Annotated in this window: 10 protein-coding genes; 6 read left to right on the top strand and 4 right to left on the bottom strand. The window is 42.4% G+C overall.

Going from position 1 to position 18324, the window contains the following annotated elements:
* The first annotated feature begins 996 nt into the window (after positions 1-996).
* From Q9G97_RS07835 to Q9G97_RS07850, 4 genes are all read left to right on the top strand, one after another.
* Positions 997-1461 carry a hypothetical protein gene (locus tag Q9G97_RS07835; RefSeq protein ID WP_305898349.1) on the top strand — a complete coding sequence of 155 codons (465 nt, stop codon included), beginning with the start codon at positions 997-999 and terminating at the stop codon, positions 1459-1461.
* Between the two features lie 115 nt (positions 1462-1576).
* Positions 1577-3697 carry a hypothetical protein gene (locus tag Q9G97_RS07840; protein ID WP_305898350.1) on the top strand — a complete coding sequence of 707 codons (2121 nt, stop codon included), beginning with the start codon at positions 1577-1579 and terminating at the stop codon, positions 3695-3697.
* A gap of 139 nt (positions 3698-3836) precedes the next feature.
* Positions 3837-9140 (top strand): hypothetical protein, encoded by a 5304-nt coding sequence (locus Q9G97_RS07845; protein ID WP_305898351.1) that lies wholly within the window; start codon positions 3837-3839, stop codon positions 9138-9140.
* Between the two features lie 147 nt (positions 9141-9287).
* Positions 9288-10112: a hypothetical protein gene (locus tag Q9G97_RS07850; protein ID WP_305898352.1), complete on the top strand. Its 825-nt coding sequence runs from the start codon at positions 9288-9290 to the stop codon at positions 10110-10112.
* Positions 10113-10179: 67 nt separating this feature from the next.
* Here Q9G97_RS07850 and Q9G97_RS07855 read toward each other — a convergent pair whose 3' ends face one another.
* From Q9G97_RS07855 to glpK, 4 genes are all read right to left on the bottom strand, one after another.
* Positions 10180-10875 carry a TetR/AcrR family transcriptional regulator gene (locus Q9G97_RS07855; RefSeq protein ID WP_201569230.1) on the bottom strand — a complete coding sequence of 232 codons (696 nt, stop codon included), beginning with the start codon at positions 10873-10875 and terminating at the stop codon, positions 10180-10182.
* Positions 10876-11077: 202 nt separating this feature from the next.
* Positions 11078-12106, bottom strand: coding sequence for an endonuclease/exonuclease/phosphatase family protein (locus tag Q9G97_RS07860; RefSeq protein ID WP_201569232.1), 1029 nt, complete (start codon positions 12104-12106; stop codon positions 11078-11080).
* Positions 12107-12455: 349 nt separating this feature from the next.
* Positions 12456-13004, bottom strand: coding sequence for a hypothetical protein (locus Q9G97_RS07865; RefSeq protein ID WP_305900305.1), 549 nt, complete (start codon positions 13002-13004; stop codon positions 12456-12458).
* A 499-nt stretch (positions 13005-13503) separates the two neighbouring features.
* Complete coding sequence (gene glpK, locus Q9G97_RS07870) at positions 13504-15129, bottom strand: glycerol kinase GlpK (RefSeq protein ID WP_305898353.1); 1626 nt, start codon at positions 15127-15129, stop codon at positions 13504-13506.
* Positions 15130-15487: 358 nt separating this feature from the next.
* Here glpK and Q9G97_RS07875 point away from each other — a divergent pair, with 358 nt between their 5' ends.
* Together Q9G97_RS07875 and Q9G97_RS07880 are read left to right on the top strand one after the other, a co-directional pair.
* On the top strand, positions 15488-17251 hold the full coding sequence (locus Q9G97_RS07875) for a TolC family protein (protein WP_305898354.1): 1764 nt from the start codon (positions 15488-15490) through the stop codon (positions 17249-17251).
* Positions 17252-17394: 143 nt separating this feature from the next.
* Positions 17395-18261: a YihY/virulence factor BrkB family protein gene (locus Q9G97_RS07880; RefSeq protein WP_305898355.1), complete on the top strand. Its 867-nt coding sequence runs from the start codon at positions 17395-17397 to the stop codon at positions 18259-18261.
* Positions 18262-18324: the final 63 nt, after the last annotated feature.

The following is an 18324-nucleotide window of genomic DNA, read 5'->3' on the forward strand; positions in this document are numbered from 1 at the left end:
TTATAGCCCGTTATTATAAACAGTTATCCCCGTGTTGTTTATAACTGTTTATAAATACTATTGGCATAAATATTTTTTAGATAAATGATCAATATATTCACGTTATTAAATATTACCTAGGAAACGTCATTTTTTATAGATTTTTTGTAATATGCGATAAATCTATAGCCTTACACTGTTAAGAAAACATTAAGGGTGACAAATTTTGTCACCCTTAATAAGCTGAAGTGTCAAAATTTGGTTTTCTCAATTAATAATGACTATTATTCCCTCATACCCCCTATCTTATATCCTCTGACCATAATCATAATAATAAAAGACATGCCTGTTATTAAGTCTACCCTCGTGTATTCACGATAAACCCTATCTGTTTCAAATCATTACTTGCATATGAAGATCAAATATCACGTACGTATATTTACAATTGCAGTTTTATTGGTACATTTATTGCATTTAAATACCTAAGACCTAGATCTTATGTTAATTAAGCGCAACTTACTCTAGCTTATAGAATTGAAGCACTTAACAAAGGTGATATTGAATTACAGAGTGTACAAATCAATGATGAATTATCCACTCCTCCAATAAAGTCTGTTTTTAGCCTACTACGTTCGCTTGGTATTGCTGCAGAAGTTTATGCTCGCAGTAACCCTTCATATATGGTCGAAACAGCACTGTCTTATCCAGCAAATTTGAATGGGTAAAAGTGCTTGCTGGCTCCACCACATCAATAAAAGCCAAATTATTTTCTGACACTAAATAAGTTACGGCAGCTAATCAATCATTTAACTATATTACTGTAAACGCTATTAATTTTACCGTTTATCGGAATTAAAGTGACTATATGTAACTTATTTGTAAAAATGGCTACCAAATAAGTCCGTTACACAGCCGTATATCGCAAATAAATGTTTTATATAATATTCTGGCACAATATTTGCTCGTTTATTATAGATTTAGAATTTTTTAACACAATATTCATATAAGGGATATTAAATGAAATATGTAAAGCCTATTCAGAGTGTTTTGATCGCAGCGTTAGCATCAGTATGTCTACTCAATACTGCCTATGCTGAGGAAGCACTAAAGATGGAGCTATCTGCTAATAAAGTTATCACCGCAGCCAATGGTAAAGTTTCTTATGCCCCTATTAGCACAGCACCTGCTGGCACAGTCGTTCAGTACAAAGCAACTTATGTAAACACTGTCAACAAAGATATCCAAGATTTGGCAGTAGTCTTACCTATCCCTGCCAATATGACCTTTACTGGTGAAGCAAGTCCTACTAGTGCACAAGCAAGCATCGATGGTAAAAACTATGCTGATATGCCACTGATGCGCAAAGTCGAGGGCAAGCTAGTCAAAGTTCCCTTTTCTGAATATCGTACCCTACGCTGGAATATTAAACTCTTGCCTGCACAGAAGTCCGCTGCTGTCGCTCTTAACACTATTGTTGACTAGTACTGCTAATCACTGGCTGGTTACTACCATTGTTAGTTTACTATTTTTTATTTAAACCTTTGTTGAATGGTTCATTTTAGAGCTTTTCATTTAGAACCTTTAGGAGATTCACCGCATGAAATCTAACTTATTTAAACACTCAGTACTGACCGTTGGTATTGTCAGTGCACTGGGTATTACTGGTACTGCTATTGCTGCCACGACATCAGTAGGATCGACCCCTACTGTTACTAACGTGGCTACAGCGACTTATAGTATTGGTGATGTAGCGCAGACTCCAGTCAAATCCAACCCTGTCACAGTAAATATTACGCAAAGTGCTGCATTTGACTTATCAGCTGATAACGAAGATGGCGACACAGCAGATGACTTTAACAAAAGCGTAGTCGTTACTCCTAAAGGTCGTGTCTCTTTTAATCATACTTTGACTAACTCAGGCAACATAGATGACACTTATACCATGTCATTGACTCAAGGTGGCACTATTCCAGGTATCACACCTCAAAATGCAAGCGACTATGACTTGGATCTAACCAACGTCACTTATATTATTTATAATGCATTAGGTACACAGACTAGCTCTACTACAGTCACAGGTACCGAGTTCCAAAATAAAGTCATTGTATTACCAGCGGGCGCAAGAGCAGAAATCGTTATTTCTGCAAAAACTCGTGACAACATCGGTGGTGAATTGCAAAACTTGACACTAGGAGCAAGCAGTACCTTTATCACTACTGCTGAACCTGGTTCAGCTAATCTTACAAACGTTAATAACAGTACGACAAAAGTACCTGTCTTTAAGATTACCAGTCGCACAGGTAGTACTTTGGACTTAAATGATGCCAGTGATATTGTAACGTATACTGTGACTGTGCTGAACGATGGTAGTGCAGCTTATGCCAGCGCTGCTAATGGGATCAATATTATTGATAACCTACCAGCAGGCTTACGTTTAGCAAGTAGTCCAAACCTGAGTGTAAGCAATGGGGCTAGTATTGCTGCGGGCAATAACGGTGCAGGTCAAGGCGCCGCTAACGACAGCGTCCTTGTTACCAACCTTAATCTAGCCGTAGGCGAAACAGCGACTATTAAGTTTGATGTACAAAGAGATGCTGACGAGCTTAGTGCTGTAGTCAAAGGTGTTGTTAACCATGCCGTAGTCAAGCTTAATTTAGGGGCTGACAGTGGTGAGATTTACGATACAACAGACCCAAGTGATACCGCTCAAAACACTGGAACTTATTACCCAACAACTGACGATAGTGAAAACATCAATGGTGCTAATAACGCTGCTACTGGTGGTGATTCAACGTCACCATTGATCGCCAATCAGCGTGCTTTTGACATTAGCGGCGCAACCAGTAAAGAGATTCCAACCAACACTTCTGCGACTACGTTGGTGACTCATTCTGCTGTTATTACTAACTCAGGAAAAGAGGTCGAAGGTGACACGCCAGGCGAGATCAAATTCACTATCAAGCCTGATGCTGATAATAAAGTGACCGTAGTAACGGGTTCAGTCGAGCTAGTATACGATCCTGATAATAATCCTGCTACGCCTAACTTTACTTATACTATCCTACGTGATGGCAACGGTGATAATGACTTAACTAATGCCCTTCCCAAAGATGGTGCGCCTGCTTGGACTGGCATGGCACCAGGCTCAACAGTTACTATTAACTATAAAACTAAATCTGAGGATGCTGTTTTAGGCACTACAGAAAATATTAATATCACTTTGATTCCAGGTGGTACAGATGCGCCTGTTGTGCCTAATACTCAAGTCATCAATAAAACGGTGGTTAAAGGTCTAATACTCAATAAACAGCAAGCTTTAAATGTAACTTGCGGGGCAAATGCGGCATTAAACTTCGCCGACGGACCTATTAGCGCTACGCCTGGTAACTGTATCGTTTATAAGATATCTGCTTTTAATAACTTCTCGACTGCAGATGCGCGTTTCACTTTTGATAACACACTTATAAGTGATGTTATATCTCAGTTCGGTGATATAGCTACTGTTTTGACTAGTACGACGACGCCAAGCTTTGAGATCAAACTTGATGACGTTACTGGCCCAACTATAAAGCCTACTACCAATAAGTACTCAGCTGATTTGGATGCCACTAGAGTTGGCGGTACCGTCACTACAATAGCGCCACAACAGTACGCTGCTATGATGTTTGCAGTAAAAATCAATACTGCAGGTACTGAAGAAGATACTACTCAGCCTTAATAAGAATGAGCATTTTTGATCTATGGTGCACTTTATTAATAGTTTAATAAAGTGCCCAACCCAGCGGTCTTTGTTGTTATAAGATCATCAACAAAGACCACTTTCTTACCCTTTAGATTTGATTGGATAATCACGTATTATGACACTTTACTGTATTTCTCAGTCTACTCGTCTGACTACAAAAGCGGCTAAGCTATCGGCTTTGACTGCAGCTATACTGATTATGCAATCAAATTCTGCATTAGCAGCGACCGACCTGTTAAGCGTGATTGATAACACCGCACAGGCCAGTTATAACGTTAATGGTGAAACCAAGGTTACCTTAGAATCCACTTCTAACAAGGTACGCGTCAAATCTTCTGCGCTACCTGAATATGGTATTACCTTATCCAAACCGCTTAGACAGACGGTATCGCCTGGAGCGACTGCCAGCTGGATCAACGTTTTAAGTAACACAAGCTATAACGATCAGACTATTGAGCTTAGCTTAGCTGCCCCAACGACTTTGTCTAACCTGATGGTCTATCGCGACCTAAATAACAATGGTATCGTCGATGCTGGCGACCAATTGGTTGAATTTAAAGATTTAAAGGCACAAATTACTTTAGGACAAAGTGAGAGCATTCAGCTGATTGTGCAAGCTTTAACCGATCGTAATGCAAGCGAAGGCGATACCGCTGATATTCGACTGGGTGCTGTTGTTTTAGAGGATCCCTCAGTATCGGCAGCAACCGCCACTGATGGCTTAGTAATCGTTGAACCTAGTATCAACTTCACGACTTTTAAGTTTGATGGTAATAAGAGCACCTCACAAGTTGGTGCAGATATTTATGTCCAAGCTAATTATGCTCAGTGTAACTTTAGAGCCGATAAAACTGACGAAGTTTGGGTCACTGTCAAATCATCTCAGCCATCAACGGGAACTGGTGATACTTACTCATTAAAAGCTGTTGAAACGGGTAATAATACGGGTAAGTATCAGGTAAAGGTACTGACAGAGAACAATGCCAATGCGATTAATGACAAGATTGTTCAAACGTTGGAAGGCGATAATCTAACGGTGAGTTTGGATGCTTGTATTGATAACGATGGCAATCGCGTCGATATTACTGAAAATATTAACAGCGCTATCAATATTATCAACGAAGCGCCCAGCCTATTAGTGACCAAAGAAAGTGAGGTAAAAACCGCTGAGCTTGGTGATTATGTCAGCTACAGTATCGATATCACTAATAACGGTCGATCTACCGCTTATGATGTCGAATTAAAAGACGCGCTGCCCCGTGGCTTTGACTATGTTGAAGGTAGTGTGCGTATTACCCCGACTACTACTGTCGATATCGATCAACCACAAACTACTGAGTTCAAAGCTGAAGGCAAATATCAAGTATTAGGCCTAGGCGATATGGCAGTGGGCGAAACTAAGAGCATTACTTACCGAGTATTGTTAGGAGCATCAGCGCTAGGTGGCGACGGTATCAACCGTGCTACTGCCAACGCGCGTGACGAGCAAGGGTTAACCTTAATCTCAAGAGAGGCACAGTGGAAGATTGAAGTTGAGCGCGGTGTGATGAATACTGACGGCATCATCATCGGTAAGGTATATCATGATATCAACCGCGATGGCATTCAGCAAAAAGAAGATGGCGAGCTTGGCGTTGCGGGTGTACGTATCTACATGGAAAACGGTAACTTTGTCGTCACCGATCCTGAAGGTAAATATAACTTTTATGGTATCAGTGCCAAAACCCACGTGCTAAAAGTGGATCGTACCACGCTACCTAACGCAACCGAAATGGTCATCCAAAGTAACCGCAATGCAGGCGATGCTGGCAGCCGTTTTGTCGACCTAAAATATGGTGAATTGCATCGTGCTGACTTCGCTATCGTTGGTGGTATGGGTGACAGTACTGAGCGCCTAAACAAAGAGCTGGTTACCCGTAGCAAAACCATTAGCGCAAAGAACGATACTCTCGAGCAAGCGGTCAAAACGGAACTTACCTTAGACCCTGATTATAGTCGTGACTATGAGGACAATGTCGATGCCAGTGGCTGTAATATTAATGGTGATTTAGACCTCGGTATTGGTTGTGACTCGGCCATTGTCAATGATATGGTCAACTCTCCTGCGGATCGTATAGATATGGAGGTCACTACCGTCACTCAGCCGCAGCCAAAACTGCTTGAAGAATATCTAAAAGATGTCGCTAGTAACGATGTTAGCTTTATTAATCTAACGGCGGGTCAACAGCTAAGCACTTATAAGCAGATGGTACAAGTACAAGCGCCATTAGGCTCTATCTTTACCCTTTATGCCAATGGCAAAGCGGTATCAGAGCAGCAAATTGGTAAAACGGCTGAGCAAGAAAACCAGAACGTTACCGCCTTTGATTATTATGCAGTCGACCTAAAACGTGGATCTAACACCCTGCGCGGCGTGGCCACTGATATCAATGGTAAGGTTATCTCTGAGCAAACTATCGAAGTCTTGACACCTGATAGCTTGCAAGCCATCAATTATCGTACTCAAAAGCAATTGATACAAGCCGATGGGATCAGTGAATACCAAGTTGTCATTAGTCTAGAAGATCGTGACGGTCGCCCCTTTGTAGGTGCAACGCCGATCACTATCGATACTAATATTGGTCGTGTTAATCTCGAAGATAGCAGTAAAGATGACGCTGGTGTCCAAGTTACGGTTAATGGTGGCGAGCTGTTAATACCAGTCGTAGCGCCAAGCGTACCAGGTCGTGGCGAGATGATCATCAACACAGGCAATAGCAAACAAGTTATTCCACTGCAGTTCACCTCAAAGCTACGCCCACTCATTGCCGTCGGTATCGTTGAAGGCGCTATCTCACTAAAAGACTTTGATGGTGGTCAGATCACTGATGCGCAGGGCGCGTTTGAAAAAGAGCTGCATGAGTTTGCGGGTAACGATGATTACTCAGCTACCGGTCGTGCGGCGATGTTCCTAAAAGGTAAAGTTCGCGGTGATTATCTACTGACTTTAGCTTATGATAGTGACAATAAAGGCGAGCGCCTGTTCCGTGATATCGAACCTGGCGAGTACTACCCTGTCTATGGTGATTCATCAGCTAAAGGCTTTGATGCGCAATCAACTAGCAAGCTGTATGTACGCGTTGACAAGGGTCGCTCATTTGCTATGTACGGCGATCTAAAGACGCAAATCGACGGTGATGACGGTATCAAGCTTGGTCTGTACAACCGTACATTAACGGGTGCTAAAGCTCAATTCGAAGATGACAATACTCGCGTTACTGCTTTTCTTGCAGAAACTAGCAGCAGCCAGCGTGTCAATGAGACTCGCGGTCTAGGTATCTCAGGCCCTTATCCACTAGCTGAGAACTTCGATGCGGTACTAGAGAATTCTGAGACTATCGAGGTGATCACTCGTGATGCGAACAACCCTGGATTGATCATCAATCGTGAGGTTCTAACGCGTTTCGCTGATTATGAGATTGATCCTATTAGTCGTAGTTTATTCTTAAAATCACCTATCGCAAGCCAAGATCTCAGTGGCAACCCTATCTATATTCGAGTCACTGTAGAAGTGGACACAGGTGGCGAGAAATATTGGGTCGGCGGCGTGGCAGCTAAGCAGCAATTGAGCGAAAAATTCGCTATTGGTGGCAGCTATGTTAAGAGCGATGATCCGCTCAATAATGAGGAGCTTGCCAGCGTGAATACTGTCGTTAAATTCAATAACAATCTAAAACTCGTTGCTGAATATGCGATGAATAAAGCACAAAACCCTAATTATCAAGCCAGCAATCAGATCAATGCCGCTTTGCTAACCGATCAAGATGCTAAGGGTGATGCATTACGTATCGAGCTTGACTACGACAATAAAAAGAATACGCTTGCCAAGGCTTATTATAATGATGCAGAAGAAGGTTTCGTTACTGGTGCTTCACCCTTAACTGCTGGACGCACAGAGTCTGGAATCAAGCTTACTCACCTTATTAACGATAAAAATACCGCGCTCAAACTTGAGGGCGTGAGCACTAAAGACAGTACTACTGAGGCCAGTCGCCAAGGGGTGCTTGCTAGTATCGAGCAGCGCTTAAGTACTAACATAGTCGGTGAAGTAGGCTTGCGTTATTATAAGCAAGATTCAACAGCAGCCTCACGTAATATTCAAGGCGCTACTGATGTCGTTGATGTCACTGACGACACTATCTTTAATGATGACATTATCAATCAGTCTGCACTCAACGGTGTTAGCACTGCTGATAAAGACATCGAAGGCACTACGGCACGCGCGCGTATCACCGCCCGTCTGCCTAAGCTCAATAACTCCTTAGTCTTTGCAGAATATGAGCAGGATATCGACAATAGCGATCGTAATGCAACCTCAATCGGTGGTGAGACGCCACTAGGTAAGTTAGGTCGTCTTTATGCGCGTCATGATTTGATTAATAGCTTATCAGGTAGCTATGGTCTTGATGATACTGAGGAGCGTCAACGTACGGTCTTTGGTTTTGATGCCACTTATATGAAGGATGGCAAAGTATATAGCGAATATCGGATGCGTGACGCTATCAGTGCTCGTGAAGCTGAGGCGGCTATTGGCCTTAAGAACAAATGGTATGTACAAGATGGTCTAACGATAAACACCTTATTTGAGCGTGTTGAATCCTTAGAAGGCGATGACGATAGTACAGCTACTGCAGCCGGTATCGGTGTCGAATACTTGGCTAATGAGAACTACAAAGCCTCTGCGCGCTTTGAAAATCGTTGGGGTGATACCAGCGATACTTTATTAGGTAGCGCTGGTATTGCTTATCGTTATACTGATGAGATTACTCTACTCGCCAAAGATATCTATTCAAAAGTTAATTATGATGATGGTCACCGTACCGTTAATCGTTTCCAGCTTGGGGGCGCTTATCGTGACTATGATAGCAATCAGTTAGACATGCTAGCCAAGCTTGAGTATCGTTTGGATGATAACCAGACAGGCAATGATGCTTATCAAAAAGATGCGATCATCTGGTCTTTAAGTGGTAACTACCATCCTACTCGTCCATTGACACTCTCTGGTCGTTACGCAGGTAAGTATACTCAGTTTGACGCTGACAACATCAGTAGCGATAATACGGCTCATGCTCTTTATGGTCGCGGACTTTATGATGTTAGCGAGCGCTGGGATATTGGCTTACAAGCAGGTACTTATTGGAATGCTCAAGCTGATGATATGTCCTATATGCTTGGGGCTGAGGTCGGCTATAGCCCGATGACTAATCTTTGGTTGTCGTTAGGTTATAACTTTATGGGCTTTGAAGATGAAGATATCGCTTATGAAGACACTACGCAACAAGGGGCTTATTTTAGATTACGCTTTAAGTTTGATGAAGAGCTATTCAAACGTGATGATCCGCGTAAAGATAAGCGCTTAAACAATATCTCTACGCTATAGTTTATTATAGTTGTATTTATCAAAGCTGTATTTGTCAAAGCTGTATTTATCAAAGCTACTTGTAGCAGTTAGCGGTACTATAAGCCCCTATTAAAGCCTATATTTACCGCTATACTCATTTACCCTTATACTATTAAGGTCTGTCCTATGTCTAATGCTACAATCGCGCTACCCCAAGTGTGTCGTCCTTATTTATCATCAGCTGCTCGTACTTTGGCGGCGCTGCTTTTGATGGGCGCAGTATCTAGTGCTGGGGCAGCAGATGTAGACACTTATAAAGTGGATGCCTTTGCTCAATCAGCTACTGGCTGTACTACTACAAATCTATCGGACCCCTCAGCCCTAAAATCAAGACTGCATCAAAGCGCAAATCGCGCGAATATCGAGTGTAAGCTGGCTGAGCTTGAACGTTTTCAAGATGAGGCTGTATTGAGTACTTTAACCAAACCTCAAGCGGCTCGCCAGCAGTACTTAGCTTACAAAGCACAAGCTTGGCTAAATTATGCCACCCATGAGAATAGTATAAAAAGCCATACAGCTGCTGGCAATCATGCGCTACAATCTGCTGATATTATCTTACAGGCATTAAAAAACTCTAACCTGCAAACGCTTGATCTAAGCCCAGATATTCCTGATAGCTCAGCGCTAATGCGTCCTGATCTTTGGGCTGTATTGACAGCGCTAAAAGACAAGGATGGTATGGAGCAGGCGCCAAGAGAGCTGGCCTTTAGTGAAGTAGCACTAGTATGGGCAGCGGCCGATCACTGCGAGCACGGCGCTCGTCAATCAGGCTCTCACTTTCGGATGGCGGATCGCTGGCTTGAGCAGGCACGCGAAGCTTATGTCAATGCTCACGACTCAGAGACTAACGTAGCGCTTGAGAGGCTCACTAATAGCTATTATAAGCAATACGCTCTTGTTGATTCTAATGATGATAGTTGTCGTAGCTATCGCTTTCCCTCTGCTATATAAGATATCAATATTTAAAGCATAAAAAAGCCGACGTAATGTCGGCTTTTTTATGCTTTAAATAGAACTATTAACGACTTTTGCGCGGGAGCTTCTCTGGCATATAGCAACGCAAATAAGCGATAGAAGCAGTGTTTGCCTCTTGTACATAGTTATCCGTGATACTGCCATGACGACGATAAGACAAGGTAAAGATACCGTTAATAATGCTATGGGTAATCAGCAAAGTATCTTGAATATCATCGAATTTGGGCATCTCGTAGCGTTCAGATAAGCGCTCATAAACTAACTTGACGATCTGATGATCCATATCTTCACCGAAGCTGTCCCCTTCAAAATCAGGCGTATTAGTATCATATATTAGCTTAGCTTTGGTTTCATCATCATGGAATATGTGCACACAGCGCTCAATCAGGGCGGTTAAATATCCCTGCCATCTATCGTAATCGCCATTTTCGACAGTCTGCAATACTTCTAATATCTCAATAGCGTTCAAAAAACGTAACGCTAAAAATATAGCTTCGATATTTGGGAAAAAGTGATAAGCAGAGGCACGAGGGATACCCGCTTCTTCACACACTGCTGCTAAAGTAATATCATTAATAGGATGAGTCTCACTAAGCTTTTTGGCACCCATTAATAGTTTTTGGCGGCGTATACGGCCCTGCTGACTAGTAAATTTAAACTTGTTTGGCACCAGCTTTTTGGCCAGCTCCGAATCTACTAGTACATCTTCGATTTTATCGTCTGTTTTGTAGTCACTCATCATAAACCCTTTCTTTGTGTGTGCTCTATTATAAATTACGAATCTATCAACGATTATTAGTACTCAATTGGCGCATTAATAATAAGGGTAACTATCAATATGATAGTCATCCTATTTGATTTTCGACGTTATAACTGCTTGTACATCAGCAAGCAAGGAGCAAGTATAGTCAATGTAATGTATCGATTTATCAAACTTATGATCAATCGCTCAAGCGTATTTTTGCTCTGACAATGCCATGGTCGATAACTCTGTCTTCATAGTCCCATTTTAGATGATCATTAAAATAATCCACTCGCTCAACATGACCTATAGCAAATTTACTATCGGGCAAAAACTCTTCTGAGACGAATAGCTGATCGATAACCTCGGGAATACCTTGATAGATATGAGTATAAGCCACATCTTTCATCCAACCATAGCGAGCCTGAATACGTGCCGCATCGAACAGTGCGACATCGCGCATACTTTTATCATAATTAACCTCGCCTGTCTCTGCCATCAACTGAGTAGTCACGCTTCCTGTCACATCATTCATATCACCTAACAATATAAGGGGCTCACGAGTACGGCGCAGGCGCTCGATAATTGTCATCCTAATTGACGCCGCCTCACTGGCACGCATACAAAGACTACGCAGTTTGGCACGGACTCTAATATTTGGATCGTCCATATCCTCTAGTAGGTTGCCCTCTTTATCGCGTAAGAAAAACGCCCGCTTACTCTTTAAATGTGCGGTGATAATCGTCATAGGCTGACCATAGGCATCAACTCGCAGTAATAATGGTGGCCGCTTGAATTCGCGATAAGGTCCAATATCAGGGATATCTATCACAGCCTCGCTAACCACGTCCTGCAATAACTGCTGCTCCAATGGCTTGAATCGGCTAATAATGCCTACTGCAGGAGTACCTTGAGCGCCTCTTCCCTGCGTATAGCGACTATAACTATCGTTACTGGCTAATGGAACAATAACTTGGTCAGGGGTAAAGCCCAAACCCGTAGCAACTGCCTCTAATGCATTGCTATCCCACACCTCTTGTACCGCTATAATGTCAGCATTGGCTTTTGAGAGCAGATCAGTAATCCCTGCTACCTTACGCTGATAGCTTTGCTCATCATAAGCTGGAGCATTATCATAATAAATACGCTTAGGATTGGCAAAATTGAGCAAATTTGCTGTAGCAATATAAAACTGTTTATGATTATTTTGCGTATTGTGCTGAGCCATATTTTACCTATTTTGGTTAATCATTATTCTTATAATACTTTAACAGATGCACTCAATAACGACAGTCTTTCGAAATAAGTATTCGTTGTTGACCTATTGTGTTGTTGTAGGCGGATTATTTGTAGTAATAATCCGTAGATTAGCAAGTTATCAAAACTCGCTATAATAACAAACCTTGTGCTTAAGGTTCAGAAATAATTTTCGTTTATTATGAACTATTGTTTGTTTTAGTATGAAATCATGTTCAGAATATGTTTAATATACAGCAAAAAAAAGCTCCCGAAACTATTTTCGAAAGCTTTTAACAAATCTAAGTCATTGTAAACGCGTTATTTCACGCTATAAGTGGTTACTTGATACGGTTCCAAGCATCACGTGATGCCATACGTGCTTCGTTCCACTCCATACGTGACTCACCTTTTACTTCTTCCCATGAGCGTTTTAGGTCTGCTTCATGATCTTCAAAACGTGCATCGGCAGGATAGCGTCCACGATTGGCATAGCCTACTGCATAGGCAGGATGCATATCACGGTCAAAATCATAGCCTTCTTTGTGGTAATCAGTATTAACAGCTTCTGCACGCCAATAAGCTTCTTCATGTGTAGGGTCGATAGCTTCAGCTGAAGCATGACCTGCACCACCACCAGCGATGGCACCGATAGCACCACCAATCAACGTACCTAGTGGACCTGCCATAGAACCAATAGCGGCACCAGCTACAGCACCACCAACACCACCAATAGCTGTTCCTACTGGGTGTGAGCCTGGCTCACCAGTAATAATATCGGCATTAAGATCATGCTTAGTTTCTTTTGACATGTGCTTAACTTCACTACGATCAATATTACTCGGGTCATTAGTAACAACCTTTCTATCAACCACTTCAGGATCAGCCATTCTACGAGCATTATCATCAATGATACGCTCTCTATCGCCAACCCCAAGATCATCATCAGTGACAATGTAACCATCTGTGCTCGCTAACTGATCACTAACATGTGTAGAAGGATGAGGATTATCAGTATTAATGATATAACCATCTGTACTCACTAAGGTTTCGTTTTCAATATCTCTGTTACTCATTATTATATCCTTTTGATTATTAGTTAATTATTAAAATAACCTAAACTGTTCGTTCACCTGTTATCTATTTACTCGTAAAGTATATAAACATGTCTACCCTGACAGCTATGCGTAATATGTAAGCTATGTCATCATCGCGATGACCTTGAGTTACAGCATGTATATTAATAACTGTTATTGATAATGAGCAATGAAATACAGTAACTGCGCATACGCCTATACCCAGCCTTTGATAAAAAGAATCGGTCGTTGGATAAAATTATTAAAGCAACAAAACTATTGAAATAATGATTCCATTGAAGCAACAAGGCTATTAAAGCAACAAGGCTTTGGCGATAACTTGTTGCCACTTATCAAGGTGCTGCTCACGGCGCTCACCTGACATAGTCGGCTCAAAGCTTCGCTCTATCTGCCATGAGTCTTGCATAGTTGAGTCATCATATAGTCCCATCTTAAGACCTGCTAGTAGCGCTGCACCTTTGGCAGTGATTTCAGTATCTTTGGGTCTTAATACAGGCACGCCCAATAAATCCGCCTGAAACTGCATCAATAAGTCGTTATTAGCCGCCCCGCCATCAACCCTCAACTCTGTCAATGGATGAGGACTATCTTTTTGCATAGCAATCAGAACATCGTAGGTCTGATAAGCAATAGACTCAAGAGCTGCTCGAGCGATATGAGCTTTGGTTGTACCGCGGGTCATGCCGCTTATGCTCGCGCTAATATCTGAGCGCCAATAAGGGGCACCAAGTCCTGTAAACGCAGGTAGCACGACCACCTCTTCGCTACTATTCACTTGCCGTGCTAGCGTTTCGATATCACAGCTTTGCTTGATCATCCCTAAGTTATCGCGTAGCCATTGTACGATAGCCCCTGCCATAAATACGCTACCTTCGAGAGCATAAGTAACTTGATGCTCAGCACTACTAGTCCTAGCATTGGTACTGGCGTTTGGCACTTGTAATAGGCGCTTGCTAGATTGCATGATTTGATTAAGAAATAGATTATCATTTTGACTCACAGGCGTTTTGCGTTGCCAAGCGATAGTCGTTAATAATTGATGTTCACTAATTTTGGGCATTTGTCCGATATTCATCAGCATGAAACAGCCTGTGCCATAAGTATTTTTTGCCATACCTGCATCTAAGCAGCCTTGACCAAATAGCGCCGCTTGCTGATCGCCAAGTACGGCATGAATAGGAATTTGCTTAGCAAATAGTCCTTTTTTAGTTTTACCAAACTCACCATCTGAGGGTAGTACTTTGGGTAATATTGTTATAGGAATATTAAAAAGGTCGCATAGTTCATCCGACCAAGCCAGCTTATGTATGTCATACAATAGCGTTCGCGAAGCATTGGTGACATCGATGACATGCTCACCGCCAGTTAGCTGATGAATCAGCCAGCTATCGATAGTACCCACCGCCAGCTCATGTCTGCTCGCACGCGCCCTTAGATTAGGAGTGTTATCAAGTAGCCAAGCGATCTTACTGGCGCTAAAATAAGGATCAAGTCGCAGACCCGTTATACGCTGTACTTGCTGCGCTAAGCTATCATTGCCATCAGACTCAAATCGCTTGTCCGCTTCTCTCTTGGCTAAGCTTTGGCAATACTGAGCGGTACGTCTATCCTGCCAGATAATCGCTGGCGCAACCGCCTTACCTGTTTTCTTATCCCAAATAACGATAGATTCGCGCTGATTAGTAATGGCGATGCCTGTCACATCAGTCGCGAGCAAACCTGCTTGGTTAATGACATCATGAGCGCAGCTGATCTGCGTTTGCCATATTTGCTGCGCATCCTGCTCGACATAATCGGCTTTTGGGGTTTGCAGGCTAGTAGGCTTTTGCACTATTTTGATAGGTCGCGCTTGATCATCGTATAAAATTGCCCTGCTCGAAGTAGTGCCTTGATCTAGCGCCAAAATATATCCTGCCATTACCTACTCCTTAATCCTGCTGATTTATGCTTATCGATAGCGCTTGTTGGATACAGCTTATTAAATATAGACTTTTAACTTATAAAAAAAGCACACCCATCACATTGTCTACTGTAGCAAATCCTAGACTTTAGCCCCTAACAAATTTTTATCACTCACTTATGAATAATGCTATTATTAATACCTAAATTATTGAGCTAGCACAATCCATCATTTTACTCAATGATTGCCTAGAGAATACTAAGCATTGACCAGTCATGCTTGACACTCTACAGTGTGCGCACCGTCATCGACGATACTGTTTTTGATTATCAGCTTAATTATCAGCTTAATTATCAGCTCAACTACCGGCTCAACTATGAAATCTGCTTTATCTTTTGTTTCTACTGCTATAAGTATGACTATGCTAGCTGCTGTCTCAAACCATTCATTAGCAAGTCATTCTGAGCTTTTTGATAGTAGTGTCAACGCTAATGGCTATGATAATAGCGTGCAAGGCATGGTATCGCCAGTGGCGACCACTCAAATCATTGATGCTCGGATGGATGATTCTCGTATAGACAATTCTGCCATAGATAGTATGAGCACTGATAGTATGAGTACTATCAATAATGGCTCGCCTGCTACCATGCCAAATACAGCAGATATCACATCAAAGACAGAAGCAGACTTTGAACCTGACAGTACTCTGACAACCTTACTTGATCCCGTCACCCATAAATATATCGAAAACAGCTATCCCTTAGAAGTCTCTAGCTTTTTGAGCCTTGAGCAAGCGCAAGCTATCTTGCTGCAAGTATCGCCAAAGCTTGCTGCCAATGAAGCCGCTGTTGCTGCCAGCAATTATCAAACTGAGGCGCTCAGCACTATCGATAGACCTTTTGTATTTGCCCGAGTTTCAGCTAGCACCTACAATTTAGATGCTGATGTGGATTTGTCCTCGCTTAGAAATGGGGTGGTCAATGAAGTCAATAATAGCGTCGACACAGTCATTCCTTCTATCCCAGGCATTCCAGATCTACCCAACTTTGGTGAATTGGTAGGTGATCGTATTCCTGATTCCTATAACTTTAAGCGCTCAGGCTCTACTACTAGCGCTGGAATTGGAGTCGCTTGGCCTATCTATATGGCTGGACGTACCAAAGCATTGACTGGCATCTCTAATGCGCGTACTCAAGAGGAAATAGCTGATGGTACGTTGGATAAAAATGAGCTTTATAGCACTTTGATTGAGCGCTATTTTAAAGCGCAATTGGCTATAATCGCTGCTTATTTACGTGAAGATGCCTATGAAACGTTGCAGCAGACTGATCACATGGCTAAGCGCTTGTTTGAAGAAGGTTTTATATCACGAGTGGAGCGCTTAGAGGCGCAGTCTGCACTCGCGGATGCTAAGAGTGAGTCGATTAATGCTAATAATGACGCTCGTCTGGCAATGATTGCTTTGCAGCGCCTGCTACGCACTGAGTATCGTATCAAACCGACGACTCCACTATTTGTCTCCAGCCGTCAGCTACCTGATGTCAGCTACTTTCAGGAACTCGCGCTTACCTATCATCCAGGCCTACAAAAAGTCGCAGCCAAACGGGCGCAGGCTCAGCAGCTTCATGCGTTATCTGATACTGGCTATAAGCCGACAGTGCTATTATATGGCTATGGTCAGCTAGAGCAAGACCCTAGCTGGATTGCGGGCATATCTGCCAGTTGGAAGCTTTGGGGCGGGCTCGATAAAAAAGCGACCTTGGCTTCGAGTAACGCCAAAATACGCCAAGCTGATCTGTCTGAGATTGAGGTCAGTGATAATTTATTATTACTTGTTGAAAAAAACTGGCACGATGTCAATAATGCGCAGTCTCGCTATCAAGCGCTACAAAGCAACGTTGATCTGGCAGCAGAAGTATTGCGCCTGCGCCGGTTAGGCCTACAAGAAGGTGTCAATACAACTATCGATGTGGTGCAGGCGCAGACCCAATCTCTCAAAGCTCGTACTGAACAAGCGCAAGCGGCAAATGACTACGTGCAAGGGCTAGCGGCATTAATGCAAAGCTGTGGTACGCCGCTTGCATTTAATGCTTATCTTAATGCGGCTGATATTCGCCTACCAACTTTATATAGCGAATAGTTACGATAAATAGCAAATAGTTGCGACAATAGCATTAGAGCTCGCTCAATAAATTTTGCTATTATCTTGTTATTAAATGGCACTTTCTCATTAACTTAGTGCCTACTTACTTTTTAAACAATGACTCGAATAAGACTACTCTTATGACTAAAAGTACCGCTAAAATACCTAGTTGGCTAGCGCTTATATTACCAACTTGGCGTAACACTAATAACTCTAGTATCTGGGCACATTGCGCCAGTGTCGGATTTTTTGGTTTTTTATCTATTTTCCCAGTTATGGCGGTATTCGTATTGATATATGGTCTTGCCTTCTCACCTGACCAGATGCAAGAGCAGATCTCATTTTTGCGACCCTTTGTCCCTACTACAGTATACGAAGTGCTCGATGCTCGCTTAAGTCAGCTGGTCTCTAATACTAATACGCGCCTGACTTTTAGCTTACTTATCTCAACCTCTGCGGCACTTTATGCAGGCTCCAAGGGTATCAAGTCTTTGATTAAACTGGTCAACATTGCCTTTGGTATTACCCAAGAGCGCGGCTTTATACAGAGCCTTATTAGAGCTCTAGGTTTGACATTTGCAGCTTTAGTTATCTTTATCATAGCGCTATCGTCGATTGCCCTAGTGCCGTTATTAGCCGCCTATTTTCCTTTTCCACAGATAGCAAAGACTATTGCGCTTTGGAGCCGATGGCCTCTATTAGCTGGCATTATATTTATCGGCTTTCTAGGACTTTATCGAGTAGCACCAAATCGTGCTGCTATGCCCCTGAAAAAACTAGTGCCAGGAGCGGCTTTGGCAACGGTGCTCTGGATACTACTATCTGCTCTTTTTTCGGTATATGTGCAGAACTTTAATAATTATAGTGCTGAGTTTGGTGCGCTGTCAGCTGCGGTCGTTATTATGTTGTGGTTGTACTATTCGGCATTTATCGTCGCCTTTGGTGCAGTCTTTAATTTTCAGGTTACCGAAGGCAATAAGGCAGATGCTATCCGAGTTTATTCTTAGCTGACTCGTTAACTGTGCAATTGAGCAGTTAAACAGTCAGTAAATCAATATTTTATAATAACT

This window comes from Psychrobacter sp. M13 (assembly GCF_030718935.1).
In the GTDB taxonomy this organism is placed as follows: domain Bacteria; phylum Pseudomonadota; class Gammaproteobacteria; order Pseudomonadales; family Moraxellaceae; genus Psychrobacter; species Psychrobacter immobilis_G.